This is a genomic window from Fibrobacter sp. UBA3718 (assembly GCF_002371935.1).
In the GTDB taxonomy this organism is placed as follows: domain Bacteria; phylum Fibrobacterota; class Fibrobacteria; order Fibrobacterales; family Fibrobacteraceae; genus Fibrobacter.
In genome coordinates this window covers 19,944-33,545 of record NZ_DFHR01000013.1, presented here as the reverse complement: position 1 = coordinate 33,545, position 13,602 = coordinate 19,944, and the positions used below count along the sequence as shown (strand labels likewise).

Annotated in this window: 11 protein-coding genes; 6 read left to right on the top strand and 5 right to left on the bottom strand. The window is 53.7% G+C overall.

The genetic code is table 11. The features are described 5' to 3' along the window. The first annotated feature begins 56 nt into the window (after positions 1-56). Positions 57-1,937 carry a CBM35 domain-containing protein gene (locus B4A77_RS03395; RefSeq protein ID WP_290738331.1) on the top strand — a complete coding sequence of 627 codons (1,881 nt, stop codon included), beginning with the start codon at positions 57-59 and terminating at the stop codon, positions 1,935-1,937. Between the two features lie 451 nt (positions 1,938-2,388). Here B4A77_RS03395 and B4A77_RS03390 read toward each other — a convergent pair whose 3' ends face one another. After that, positions 2,389-2,910, bottom strand: coding sequence for a hypothetical protein (locus B4A77_RS03390; RefSeq protein WP_290738328.1), 522 nt, complete (start codon positions 2,908-2,910; stop codon positions 2,389-2,391). Positions 2,911-2,987: 77 nt separating this feature from the next. Here B4A77_RS03390 and B4A77_RS03385 point away from each other — a divergent pair, with 77 nt between their 5' ends. Both B4A77_RS03385 and B4A77_RS03380 read left to right on the top strand, forming a co-directional pair. Then, positions 2,988-3,860, top strand: coding sequence for a sugar phosphate nucleotidyltransferase (locus B4A77_RS03385; protein ID WP_290738325.1), 873 nt, complete (start codon positions 2,988-2,990; stop codon positions 3,858-3,860). Positions 3,861-3,862: 2 nt separating this feature from the next. Next, entirely contained in the window at positions 3,863-4,657 is a 795-nt protein-coding gene (locus B4A77_RS03380; RefSeq protein WP_173366692.1) for an RNA methyltransferase, read from the top strand. Between the two features lie 3 nt (positions 4,658-4,660). Here B4A77_RS03380 and B4A77_RS03375 read toward each other — a convergent pair whose 3' ends face one another. Beyond that, complete coding sequence (locus tag B4A77_RS03375) at positions 4,661-5,884, bottom strand: vWA domain-containing protein (RefSeq protein WP_290738322.1); 1,224 nt, start codon at positions 5,882-5,884, stop codon at positions 4,661-4,663. Between the two features lie 210 nt (positions 5,885-6,094). Between B4A77_RS03375 and B4A77_RS03370 the strand changes: the two genes are divergently transcribed. Genes B4A77_RS03370 through B4A77_RS03360 form a run of 3 tightly spaced genes read left to right on the top strand, consistent with a single transcriptional unit; the run spans position 6,095 to position 9,066 of the window. Beyond that, positions 6,095-7,174, top strand: a complete 1,080-nt coding sequence (locus tag B4A77_RS03370; protein ID WP_173382241.1) for an ABC transporter permease — start codon at positions 6,095-6,097, stop codon at positions 7,172-7,174. Continuing rightward, on the top strand, positions 7,167-8,021 hold the full coding sequence (locus B4A77_RS03365; RefSeq protein ID WP_290729693.1) for a patatin-like phospholipase family protein: 855 nt from the start codon (positions 7,167-7,169) through the stop codon (positions 8,019-8,021). Before B4A77_RS03370 ends, B4A77_RS03365 begins: the two co-directional genes overlap by 8 nt. 1 nt (position 8,022) lies before the next feature. Further along, complete coding sequence (locus B4A77_RS03360) at positions 8,023-9,066, top strand: ABC transporter ATP-binding protein (RefSeq protein ID WP_290738318.1); 1,044 nt, start codon at positions 8,023-8,025, stop codon at positions 9,064-9,066. Positions 9,067-9,089: 23 nt separating this feature from the next. Here B4A77_RS03360 and B4A77_RS03355 read toward each other — a convergent pair whose 3' ends face one another. From B4A77_RS03355 to B4A77_RS03345, 3 genes are all read right to left on the bottom strand, one after another. Then, positions 9,090-9,260, bottom strand: a complete 171-nt coding sequence (locus tag B4A77_RS03355) for a hypothetical protein (protein WP_173366685.1) — start codon at positions 9,258-9,260, stop codon at positions 9,090-9,092. 191 nt (positions 9,261-9,451) lie between these two features. Further along, positions 9,452-11,116, bottom strand: a complete 1,665-nt coding sequence (locus tag B4A77_RS03350; protein ID WP_290738314.1) for a diphosphate--fructose-6-phosphate 1-phosphotransferase — start codon at positions 11,114-11,116, stop codon at positions 9,452-9,454. Between the two features lie 212 nt (positions 11,117-11,328). Then, positions 11,329-13,530 carry a CotH kinase family protein gene (locus B4A77_RS03345; protein WP_290738311.1) on the bottom strand — a complete coding sequence of 734 codons (2,202 nt, stop codon included), beginning with the start codon at positions 13,528-13,530 and terminating at the stop codon, positions 11,329-11,331. Positions 13,531-13,602 lie beyond the last annotated feature (72 nt).

Sequence of the window (13,602 nt, the reverse complement as noted above, 5' to 3'; positions counted from 1 at the left end):
ATTCATAGGTTGAAAAGAAAGGGAAGGTGTTTATGGAAAAATCTTTCGTTAGGGCAATGCGCATTATCTGCGCTTCTGCATTTGTTTCGTCTACGGCGGTATTCGCCAAGCAGGTGAATGTTTCTACCGTCGCCGACTTGACTTCGGCTACTTTGAATGCCAAGGCGGGGGATACCATCTGGGTTGCCCCGGGCAAGTACGAACTGCCAACCTCCAACTGCAAGAACGACAAGTTCGTGAACGAGACTGGTCGCGATTGTGGCCTCATCTGGCTCGGTGCCGACGGCACGAAGGCCAATCCCGTTGTCCTTGCCGGTTCGGATCCTGCACATCCGTCAGAGATTTTCAGCTCCGATTACAAGCACAACTACGGCGTTCACGTAACGGGAAATTATGTTGTTCTTAAAAACCTCAAGATCCATACCTTCAGCAAGGGCGTGGTATTCGACAATTCCGTCGGGGCCCTGATGGAAGACTGCGAGGTGTACCACACGGGAAATGAGATTGTCCATGTTCGCGATTCCAGCCAACAGGTGACACTGAACCGCAACTTTATCCACGGTTCTGGCTATGAAATTGCCAAGTACGGTGAAGGCATCTATGTCGGAACCTACAATACGGGGTGGGCCTCTTCCCAGCAGGCCGACAGGGATGCTGGCTTTTGGGGGACTGACGCCTCACAACATCGCTATAGCGGCTATGACTGGCGCGTGAACGATACGAAAATCACATGCAACATCGTCAGCGGGACTACTGCCGAGAACATCGACGTGAAGGAAGGAACGGTCAGGGGATTTGTCCAGGGCAATATGTTCATTGGGGACAGTCTTGATTACAACGGCGAGGTGTCCTATGACGACGCAAATATCGACATGAAGGGCGCTTCTTGGACTGTTACCGGAAACTACTTCTATAATTCCAAAAAACAGGGGCTGCCTTATTACAATCCCCATTTTAACTATTTTGTGGAAGAAGTGGTGATGCCGTCAAACGGGAATAAGGCTGGGAGTAATATTGAAAAATACGAGAAAGCTGTTGGCTACGTGGTCTCCGCCGATAAATACGCACAGAAAGGCTGGTGCGACGACAGCGGCACCGACAAGAACGATTGCGTAGAAAGCAAAAATACCGTGGTAGAGGAAATACGGGAAGTTCGCAACGACTGCGAGGAACTTTTCAGAATTCCGACGTCCGAGATCGTATATTCGTCGAGCTTTACGCCGCCATCCAGCGCGTCGGTCAATCAATCCAGTTCCTCGGTCAGCCCGTCCAGTTCTTCGGCGGGGAATGAATCCTATGAGGCCGTGCGCTACGAGGCGGAGGCCGCGACTTGCACCGGGTGCACCGAGAAGACGAATGATGCTGCGTCGGGTGGCAAGTATATGCGTACCGAAACGACGGGCAACATCACGTTCAATATCAGTGTCCCTGCGGCCGGGAAGTATGAGGTTGTAATCCGCTTCAGCAACACCGCTTCAAACGCCAAGACTCAGGATATCCATGTAAACGGGACGAAGGTCAAATCCCAGGAATTCCCGGTAACGCTTGAAGGGAACTTGGGTGGGGCCGCAGCTGCCTTTGAGGATATGCCGGTGCAGGTGTCGCTCAACGCGGGGGCCAATACCTTCGCCATCATCAAGAACTGGGGCCATGTGGATGTGGACTATATCGAGGTGAAGGTTCCGGGCGGAAATGCTACGCGGGTTGCGGGCTTTACGCCTGTGGCGGGTGCAAAATTCCATGTACAGGTGTCGGGTCGCAACGTTCACGTATCGGGAACGGACGGCGCTCCTGTCGCCATCATGGATATGCAGGGCAGGGTGCTGCGTTCCGGCTATTTGCAGGGGCGGCGCGGGCTCGATTTCCATGTGGAGCGGGCCGGCTCGTATCTTGTGCGCGTAGGCTCTGCGGTGCATCGCGTGAATATCGCCCGGTAGGGGAAGGTTCCTCGGGCGAACTGCTGTGCTCTAGGCGCGGTTTTGGGTGCGTCTCGGGGAGTTTTTGCGCGAAAATAGAACTAAACTACGCAAAAATGACCTTTTAGTCCTATCTATGGGCGCTTTAAATGCGTCGAATTCAAAAAATGTAGGACTAAATGCGCCAAAAGTGGCGATTTAGTCCTATCTTTGCGACGGTTTGACTCTCTTGGAGGATACTTTTTGTGCGAAAGTGACCTGTTTGATAGGACTAAAAAGGGTGAAAAGTGGGTTTTGGTACTATCTAAGGGCGTTTCAAAGGCGTCAAATTCAAAAAATGTAGGACTAAATGGATAAAAAGAGGTGGTTTAGTCCTATCTGGGGGCCTTTCGGGCGCATTTCGGACTTTCGGTGTGCATTTCAGGGCGCATTTCGTGCGCAGTTCGTGAGGCGTCGGCGCCTTGCTCTATAGCTACCAGGCAAATAAAAATGCAAGTGCTGAAATGAATGTTGCAAAAAGGACTAGGCCTTTGTAGTTTCGTTCTTTTATACAACGGTAGCCGTACTTGAATGGGGCCAGATAATAGAAATGCAACTGCGTTTTGAACATAGAAACAAGGTCGTTTTTAGAGTCATCCCGAGGATTATTCTTTTGCTCACTGTCGTACATAAATCCCAAGACCCCTAAAAAGGGAATGCATATTAAAAAAACGAATGCAACAAAATAAGTGGAGTTGAAGTTTATTATGTCCGGATATTCGGCAATAAATGTGTCTCTCGTTATTACGGTAAGACTTGTGATTCCTATTATGAATAAAATAAGCGCTGCGACATAGCGCTTGGAATACAGTCGTGTCTTGAGCGGGAGTTTTTTTTTGATCTCGACTGTCTCATCTTTTTCGTTAGAAGATTCTTTATGAGGCTTTGACGCTCCGCACCAGGGACAGCGGGGCTCAGAGAAATTGTAATGCTCACCACAGTTCGGACAGAACATTACAGGGAGTCCTTATTTAGGTTGAGTCTTCTCACAGTTTTGAATATACATTTTTTTATTTTTCTACATTTGAGGCAATGGAAAACTGTTCCCTGAATGTCTTGATTCTGGCGGCGGGACTCGGGACGCGGCTCCGCCCGCTCACGAACGATGTGCCCAAGCCGCTCGTGCCCGTGGTGGACGCTTCGATTCTCGATTTGCAGGCCCGCAAGGCGCGTGCGATTGGCGATGTGCGCCTGCATGCGAATGCGCATTACCTGGCGGAACAGGTGGTCGCGGCGGGCGAGACTCTCGGATTTGAGAAAGTTTGGGTGGAACAGCCCGAAATTCTCGGGACGGCGGGGCCGCTGCATCGCATTTATGCTGCAGGTTACCGCGGTGGCCTGCTCGTGATGAACGGCGACGCCTACTGCAGTTTTGATTTGAAGGCTTTCGTGAGCAACGCGCAGACATTGGCCGCGCAGCCGGACGGCCCGCAGGTAGCGCTCCTTGCGGTGGACTTCCCGCAGGTGAACACCTTCCGGGTGGGCGCTGACGGTCGCTTGGCGGGCATTGCCGGGCGGTTCGGCGCTACGGAAGGCTCCCCCGCGACATTCTCCGGCGTGTCGTGGTACAGCGACGCGGCCCTCTCGCGCATACGGGAAGGCGAGTTTGATATACGCGAATTCTGGAAGCAGGAAATTGCCGCAGGCCGCGCGCCCTTCGTGGACATGAGCCAGCTGAACGCTACCTGGATTGACATGGGGTCGCCCGAGGGCTTGATGCATGCGGTTGAGGCGCGCCTTGAGGAATTGGGCCGTGACCCGAACGAAGCTGTCGTCGTACCCGGCGTGGAACTGCCCGCGGGCGTGAAAATCAGGCATTCTGTGATTTATGCCGGCGCGGAAATCCAGCCCGGCGAAACAATCGAGAACGAAATCCGCGGGAAAGGGTTTAATTGGAAGGTTTAGTTATGCGTAAATTTAGAGTTGTCTTAGTAGAACCGGAACATCCCCATAACGTGGGCTTTGTCGCGCGCGCCATGCATTGCTATGCGTTGCCGGAACTGTATATCGTCTACCCGAAGCGTGACAAGGTCATCGAGAATTCCTACCACACGGCGGCAAACAGCCATGATATTCTAGACAATGCCCATGTGGTCCACAGGTTCGAGGATGCCATCGGCGACTGTTCCTGCGCGGTCGCGTACAGCCGCCGCATTTTCGCAAGTTCCATCAAGCACACTATGGTGCAGAACCTTTCGGAATTGCTCCCCGAAGACGGCACGATTGCGCTCGTGTTCGGGCGCGAATCCTGCGGGCTTGCGCTCGAGGAAGTGAACGCCTGCACGTACCAGTGCGAAATTCCGGTGCCGGGACTCATGAGCCTGAACCTGGGGCAGGCGGTTTCCATTGGCCTGTATGAACTATGCCGCAGTGGCGCACTTGCGAACGGCGAAGGGCGCGCAAAGCGTGGCACGAAGGGCGCGTGCGAGACGGCTCCCGCGACTATCCAGCAGATTGACGGATTCAAGAAGTTCCTCGACCGCTACCTGACGGGGCAGTACCATGACCAGGCGTGGCGCGACAACTTCCTCAATACGCTTGTGCAGCGCCTGCACCCCACGCGCAACGAACTTTCGGCTCTCTTCGGGCTGTTGCGTAACCTTGCTGGCAAGCCTGCGCGCCTGGAACGTGCTGCAGATAAAGCCGCTGCCGAAAAGGCTGCGGCGGGATCTGTCAAGTTTGCCGAAAAAATCGAAAAATAATGTTTATTCGATGTACTTCTTTATGAGTCTTGCCATCAGGTCGGCGAGAATTTCCACTTCGAAGTCACCAACGGAAGCTTCCATGTGATGATTTCCGATGCCGCTGTCGTCCGTGAGGAACACGTAGGTGCCGCCAGTCGCGAGGTCAAAGAACCTCAGCATGAATTCTGTAGGCTTGTCTACGCCGCTTGCCGCCACGGGGATCAGCTTGATGCCATTCTTGGCGAAGAGTTTGATGGATTTCTGGAGGCTCTTGATAATCTTATCTTCGTGGTGGGCTGGAGCGTCGAGGATGAAGAAGGCGATGCGTGCGCGTGCCGATTCGTTCCAGGAAAGATTCTGCAGCGCAGTTTCGAGAGCGGAGTGTACCGCTTCGGGGGTGTCGCCGCCGCCACCTGCATTTTGCTTGCTTATGAATGCCTGCGTCTTGGAGAGATCGCTGGAGAAATTGTCGTAGCGCGTGAGGTAGTCGTCCCCTTCGTCACGGTAGACTACCGCCGCCGTACGCATGTCCACATTGTTTCCCGATTTGGCGTTCTCAATGATGTTGTCGAGGTCTGATTTGAGAAAGTCGATTTCGTCGCCCATGGAGCCCGTGGCGTCCACGATGAAGGCGATGTCGGCCTTGGCTTCGGCCTGCTTGGCATCGCTTACAACAAAGTTGATGTTGAGTTCTTCGTCGCCTTTGGCCGAAATCGTGAGTGGTTCCGTGTAATCGCTCCCGTCGACGCTGAGCGAATATTCGGCGGTGGAATCGTTCGTGGCTCCGCCAAACAAGTTAATCCAGCAGTATGCAAAGCCTGCGTTATCGGTCTTGGCCGCAAATTCTACATCGCCATCCTTGAGAAGTTCGACGGAAACGTTCGCGATGCCGACGCTGTCTTCATCGACAATCTTTACGGCAACGAGTTTCTTCGGGTAAAATTCCCAGTATTCCGTATGTTTGTAGAACTCGTTCTCGTTGAGAAGGTCGGTCCAGAATTTCCAATTGTCAAGGTCGTTCCATTCGCCGGCCGTGAGCAAGCCCGAATAGGTTTGATTGCCTTGTTCGGATTCCGCGTCGCCTTCGCCGGGGGCTTCGCTACTGAAGCCATCCTTGGCGATGGCATCCTCGGAGAATTCGGTTGCGCCGGCCATATCTCCACAGCAATCGTCCGAGTTGTCACTGCAGGACATGCAGAGCGATGCAAGTCCCGCCATTAATAAATACCCGAATCCTTTTTTCATGTCGATTCCTCCTATTTATACGGTTCCCGAGGGAAGTCTATGTTAATTTTATGTTTTTTATGAAACAAATTCAAGATATTTTTTTGGCAAAAACGAATGTTTTTATAAAAATTTGTGGTTACGTCTTTTTTATGAAACGTATTGTTTCTTATGTCGATAATGCATTTTTTTTGAAAAAAAAAGATTGAACTTTTTTTATATTGTTGTATCGTGAAAATTCGCTTATCCACAGAGACTTTGAACCGGCTGAAGCGCTTCCGCAAGAACAAGCGGGCGTTCTGGTCGCTGGTGGTGCTTGTGGTGGCGTACTTCTTGTCGCTCACGAGCCCGTGGACAGTGAACGACGAGCCGCTCGTGTTGCGTTACGAGGGCAAGACGTTTTTCCCGGCGTTCGTGCGGTACAGCGATGCGGATTTTGGCGGGGAATACCAGACGGAAGCCGATTACGGCAAGCTTTTCGAGGCGGCTCGCGAGTGCGAGGAAGATGCCGCCGAGGGCTTTACCCGCGCGGGCGGATGCCCCGAGGTTTGGGCGGTTATGCCGCCTATTGCGCATGACCCGCTGAAGGCGGATCTCTCGGAAGATGGCGCCCCCCCGTTTGCGCCGAGTGCAAGACACTGGCTCGGGACGGATAGCAACGGCCGCGACGTTTTAGCGCGCCTGATTCACGGGTTCAGGATTTGCATTAGTTTTAGTTTGTTGTTGACTGTCCTCGGGACGTTCCTCGGGATTGTCATCGGCGGTATCCAGGGCTACCTCGGCAAGTTCTGGGATATCGGCATGCAGCGTATGATTGAAATCTGGTCGTCGCTCCCGATGCTCTACGTGGTGATTTTGATTGGAAGCATCTACGGGCGCAGTTTCTGGCTCTTGATTCTGATTATGGCGGCGTTCAACTGGATTTCGCTCAGCTACTACATGCGCGCGGAGTTCCTCAAGTTGCGTGGGATGACTTACGTGCAGTCCGCGAAGGTTCTGGGCATGGGGCACAGGCATATCTTTTTCAAGGAAATTCTGCCGAATGCGATGACGCCCGTGGTGACGCTGTTCCCGTTCACGCTCATTGGCGGTATCGGGAGCCTTACTTCGCTTGACTTTCTGGGATTCGGCCTGCAGCCGCCCACGCCCAGCTGGGGCGAACTCATGAGCCAGGGCCTCAACAACCTTTACGCACCGTGGATTTCAGTGAGCACGGTCGCCGCCCTCTTTGTGACGCTGCTTTTGACCACGTTTGTGGGCGAGGGCGTGCGGGATGCCATGGATCCAAAATCGGGAGATAGGTATGTCTAAAAAAGGATTGGTTCTCGAAGGTGGCGCAATGCGCGGCCTTTTTACCTGCGGCATTCTCGATACGTTCATGGAAGAGGGAATTGATTTTGATGGTGCTGTGGGAATTTCGGCAGGAGCCTGCTTCGGATGTAATCTCAAGTCAAGACAACCTGGCCGTGCCTTGCGCTATAATTTGCGTTTCGCTGGAGACAAGCGCTATTGCAGCTTCCGCTCGCTATTCCAGACGGGCGATATCTACAATGCGGATTTTTGCTATCGCAAGATTCCTCAGGAACTGGACCCGTTCGATTTCGAAACCCTTAAGAAGAATCCGATGGAATTCTACATGGGGGCAACCGATATCGAGACAGGCAAGGCGGTTTTCCCGAAACTCATAGATGGAAGCGACAAGGATTTGGAATGGATGCGTGCTTCGGCCTCGATGCCGCTTGCCGCGAAAATCGTAGAAATTGACGACGGTAAGTACATGGATGGTGGAATTGCCGATTCTATTCCGCTCCAGTTTATGCAGTCTGTTGGCTATGACCGTAACATAGTCATTCTCACGCAGCCCCGGAATTACGTGAAGGGTCCGAACAAGCTGATGCCACTAATGCGATTTATCTATCGCAAGTATCCAAAGTTTATTGAAGCGATGGCTCACCGCCACGAGATGTATAATGCCGAGACACGATTTGTATTCGAACAGGAAAAGTTGGGGAATACGCTCGTCCTTTGTCCCGAAGCCCCTCTTGGTATAAGCCGTATCGAAAAAAATCGTTCAGAACTCCAGCGTGTGTATGACATGGGTAAAAGGATTGCGTCGGAACGGATGAATGAAATCAAGAATTTCATTTCGAGGGATTGACATGGCTGAATCCTCAAGGAAGGTTGTTCTCTCGGTTGACGGTCTTTCCGTTGCGTTCGGTTTCGACAAGAAAGGAGCCCCGCGTGATGGGATTCCTCCGCTTCAGGTGACTGACAAGATATCGTTCGATATTCAGGAGGGCGAATTTTTTGCTTTGGTGGGCGAGTCGGGTTGCGGCAAAAGCGTGACTGCCATGAGCATCTTGAGGTTGCTTCCGCAGCCGAGCGCACGGATAGTAGAGGGGGCTGTCTTTTACAACGATGTCGGCGCCGATGCGACTCCTGTAGACCTTGCAAAAATTCCGCTGAATGAATTGCAAAAAGTTCGAGGTGCGGGCATTGCATGCATTTTTCAAGAACCGATGCAAGCGCTGAATCCTGTTCTGACCATCAAGAAGCAATTGCTAGAAGCGTTTTCTTTTGGAGCAAAATCGGAATTTCCTCTTGCCGAAATCAAGGAACAGCTTACTGCGGCTGGTTTCAGCGATCCGGATCGTGTGCTGGAAGCCTATCCGCATGAGCTTTCGGGCGGCATGCTCCAACGCGTATGCATCGTGATGGCGCTGCTTCCGAAACCGAAGCTGATTATTGCCGATGAACCTACGACTGCGCTTGACGTGACGGTCCAGGCGCAGGTGCTTGCGGTTTTGAAAGACATGGCGAACCGCACGGGAACTGCAGTTCTCCTGATCACGCACAACATGGGAATCGTCTCGCAATATGCAGACCGTGTAGCCGTGATGTATGCTGGCCGCATTGTGGAGTGTGGGCCTGTTCGTGAAGTAATCGATAACCCGCTGCACCCGTATACGCAGGGGCTATTGTCTGCGATTCCTGAGAACCATAACGACATGTGCAATCTGCGCTCCATCCCGGGCTCCGTGCCGCATCCGCGCGATTTTGTGAAGGGCTGTCGTTTTGCAGACCGCTGTGAAAAATGTGCTGGATTGTCTGCCGAAATTCAGGAGAAATGCCAATCGCAGGAGCAGCCTCCGCAAGTGGGCTCAGAACATTTTGCCTATTGTTATTCCTTGGAACATACCTAAAGGCGCAGTAAAAAATTCCTGCACTATTTGAGGTTGTATTTTTCCTTGATTGCAATACGGTCTTCTTCGGAGAGATTTTTCAGATAACTTCTCCAGCCGGGGCAGAAGTTGATGTGGAACCGCCAAAAACGCCCGATGAGGGACTTGGGGTTCTTGTCGTACTGGGCTCGGATTTTACAATTTGCACAGGCCATAATGTAGCTCCTTTCCTACAAACATAAAAAAATCCCTCGCGAAAATGCGAGGGACTTTTCAATGCTTGGAGATCCCCGCCTTCGCGGGGATGACATTGGGCGAATTGACGCCTTCGGCGTCCGCCCTACGGCTCAAAAATAAAAGAGAAGTCCTTTGGGCTTCTCTTTTGCTTTATTCGCCTTGTAGGCTATTACTTCACCTTCAGAGCGCCGCGTTCGAGCTTGATCGTGAAGTTCGTGATGTCGCAAACTTCGCTCGGACCCCAGTACTGGATCGGACCCGGATAGGTGTAGGATTCAGTCTTGGCCCAGACTTCGCGGTTCTTGGCGAAGAACTTGAACGGAGCACCGTCGAGTTCCACGAGAGCCTTCTGGATAACCGGCTTGTCGGCACCGTGACGACGTTCGATGTTCATCATCATGGTGATAGGAATGCCACCGGCAGTCCACTTTTCGATGCCCTTCGTGAGGTCACGCACAGAGCTCATGTAGCCGTTCATCTTGTTGAAGGCGAGCACAGAAGCGGTGAAGCCGAGGCTGTAGCAGTAGTCGGCGTCGAAGTTCGACGGAGCGGCGCAACGGCCTTCGTAACCGAAGAAGTGGTTGAGAGCGCTGAACTTGCCCTTGAAGTTCTTGCGGCTCTTGAGTTCCTTCTTGACCATCTCGATGATGAGCTTTTCGGTTTCGATGAGGGAAACCTGCACGTTGCCGTGGCTGTCGCGGTCGAGCATCAGCTGGCCCTGAGTGGTGGAGGGGAGGCTCTTGAGGACTTCAGCAGAAGCCTTGGAAATCCAGTTGCAGAGCTTTTCAACCTTAGCGGCGGTGTCGAGGCCTTCGACTTCCTTTTCGTGGTGGGCGAGGGCTTCGGAGAGTTCAGAGATGAGTACGCCGACATCCGGGATGAATTCGAGGAGGCCTTCCGGAATGAGGCAGACGCCGAAGTTCTTGCCGTCAGCAGCACGGGCAGCGACGATGTCTGCAACGTACTTGATGACCTGCTTGAGCTTCATCTTCTTGGCCTTGACTTCTTCAGAAATCAGGCAGATGTTCGGATGGGTCTGGAGAGCGGCTTCCAAAGCAATGTGAGAAGCGCTGCGGCCCATGAGCTTGATGAAGTGCCAGTACTTCTGAGCGGAGTTGGCATCGCGCATGATGTTGCCGATGAGTTCGGAGTAGGTCTTCACGGCGGTGTCGAAACCGAAGGAGGTTTCGATGTATTCGTTCTTGAGGTCGCCGTCGATGGTCTTGGGGCAGCCGCAAACCACGCAGGTAGCGCCGTTGGCCTGGAAGTATTCACCGAGAACAGCAGCGTTCGTGTTGGAGTCGTCACCACCGATAATCACGATAGCGTCGAGCTTCTGGGCCTTGGCAACGGCCATGCACTTCTTGAACTGTTCTTCAGTTTCGAGCTTGGTACGGCCGGACTGGATGATGTCGAATCCACCAGTGTTGCGGTAGGCGTCCATGATCTTTTCGTTGATCACGATGAACTTGCCGTTCTCGAGGCCGGAGGGGCCGCCGAGGAAGCCGAGGAGCTTGGAATTCTTGCTGATGCTCTTGATACCGTCGAAGATACCCGCAATCACGTTGTGTCCACCAGGAGCCTGGCCACCGGAAAGGACAACGCCCACGTTGAGAGCCTTGCCGGCCTGGGCCTTGGCGGCCTTCTTCATGCCGATGTACGGAGCGCCGTAGGTGTTCGGGAACAGGGCCTTGATCTTGGCCTGGTCACGGACGGACTGGGTGGGCTTGCCCTTCACGAGAGCAACTTTGAGAGCGCCGTCGCGGAGAGCGGCGGGGAGTTTCGGCTGGTAGGCCTTGCGAGCCTTGCCGAGGACGGACAGATTGTCAGCCATTGTTTCTTCCTTTTGAGTTTGCCCGGCGGGTTGACGCACAGGCAGGGTTAAAAAATTACGGGAGTAAATATAGAAAAATTTTTTGTGACAACGCCACGTTAAAAAAGATCCCCACCTTGGCGGCCATGCGCACTAAACAACAAGTTGTTAAGTGCTGTCCGCCCGCACGGAGGCGGGGATGACAAGAATGAGGCTCAGGATGACGCTTCGCGTCACTTGAACTGTGCGGTGATGGGCTGGCCGTTCGGAGTGTACTTGTGCGGGTTCTCGGTCGAGCCGTCGCTCCAGCCGGTAAACACGGAGCCGTTGCTCGGCACTGCCTGCAAGAGCAGGTCGTTACCCGCGTAGAACTTGCCCTGGTAATTGCTCTTCGGGAGTTTCATGCCGTCGACGAGCACGCTGCCGCTCCCGCTCACGTTGATGCTCACGTTCACTGCATTCTGCAGGCCAAAGTACTGCTCCATTTCCTGGCGTACGGTCTGGGTGCGGTTCTGGGCATACTGAATAAGGTCGCTACCGTCGGGAGACCAACGGAAATTGCCCTGGTTGCGTGGCCATCTCTGCTGGTCACGCTGCTGCTCGCTCGCGGGAATTGCAGCCATCATCTCCTGCACCTTCTTCTGCACATTTTCGTAGGTCAGGTAGTTGTCGAGCAATATACATGCGTTGTTGATGAACAGGCGCTTGAAATCGTTGTTGTCGAGAAGTTTGTTGAGCATCTGCGCGGGGCCCTGCTTTGCGCCGCCGAAGCCCCATCCGCCGCCGATATCCCAACCGCCCATGCCGGGGAATTGGCCCTGACCGGGCTGTTGCTGGCCGCCCTGCTGGCTGTTGTCCCTCGTGGCAGAGCCCAGCGCCCACTGGAACATGTTCTGGCTCGCTACGTCAAACCCGCTGATACCCGGCGAGAAACCGAATCCGTGGTCGGTATCGAACGCGACAAACTTGAACGGATTGCCGTTGCCGCCCCAGGCGCGGATGTTGTTTTCGGGCCAGTCGCCGTTGTGGAAGTAGAATTCGGCGAGCATGTACTGCGCGAAGCTGTTCATGTTGACCTTCTGCTTCATTTGTTCATAACTCTGGTTGTTGTCGCCGGCAAAGTTGCCGTTGATAATCTGGTTCGCAATGTTCTTGTATTCGTCGGCAGAGGCTCCCTTGGTGCCGCTAGCCTCGGCGCTGTTGCCCTTGATGTTAATCATGTTGATGGACTTGCTGTCGATACCGTAGTTCGTCTCGACAAAGCTCCTGTTCAGGCGTTCGCGCAGGTCGTGAATTCCGAAGTATTCGCCGTTGTAGAACACCACCACCTGCAGGCTGCGCTGGTAATCCACGTCGGTGCCTTCCATGAGGCTCGTCATCATGGCATCGCCGATGTAGTCCGTCCAGAAACGGTTGCCGTTGTTGCGCAGGTTGAAACTCTTCATCTTCTTTGCTTCGGGGCGCGTCTTGAAGAACGAGTACTTGAGCACCTTGTCGCCCCATTCGTCGTTGTCCATCTTGATGGCGACGCTCTTCTTGGGCTTGTAGCGGCTCCAGTTACCGATAAGCGAAATGCCCGCATCGATTTCCCACGTCTTTTCGGTGGTGGAACTGCCCTTCTCGAAGTATTCCACGTGCACGGGAAGGGAATCTTCGCACCAGAAGTTCGCCTTGAAGCAGGGCTCGGCACACTTGGAATTGTTGTTGTCGCTAAGGATTACACCCATGCTCGTCTTGTCGAAGTTCGGGTTGTTGCAACGGAGCTGGTTCATGGGGCCGGTCGCATAAAGGCCGTCGGTCGAGTCGAACATGTCGTGGTGATTCACGGTGAGCGCCACCACCGGCATCGAGACGTTTTCGCCGATAAAGTAAGTCTGCGTCGTGGTGTCGGCGGGCTGGCCATTCACGAACTCGCTACAGCGCACCACGGTGTTCTTGGTAATCTGCATCGCCGAGGTAATCGCCTGCGAACCCTGCGTGGGGAACGATCCGTCGAACGTGCACTTGATTTCGCCACCCTTCGTGGGGGTCGGCGGGTCGATGGTCAGGTTAGAGTAGAAACCCGCCTTGGGGAGGAACGTCGCTTTTGCCTTGTGGTTGTCGTCGTATTCCTTGAGCCCGACGGAAGAAGACATGGCGATTATCTGGGCCGACGAACTCGAAATGCCGGGCTGTGTCGCGCTGGAAATGCCGGGCTGGGCATTGCTTGATTGCGGATTGACAGGGCCCGTTGCGGAACTGAGCGGATTTTGTTGCCCCTGGCCCTGGTTCGGGTCGCCCTGCTGGTTGAGCGGGTCTTCCGGATTTATCACGGGGATGGAGTCCTGGATGCCTCCGTTCGGGTCGATCGGGTTCGCGTTTGTGGGCTCGTCTGAACATGCCGCGAAGAATGTGGCTGCGGTTACAAACGAGAGAAGAGCGAGTTTTCTTTGCATAATTGACCTTGACGCTAAAACGCCCTAAGTCCACACACCATCCCTTAAATTAAAAAGATTTCGCCAATTTTG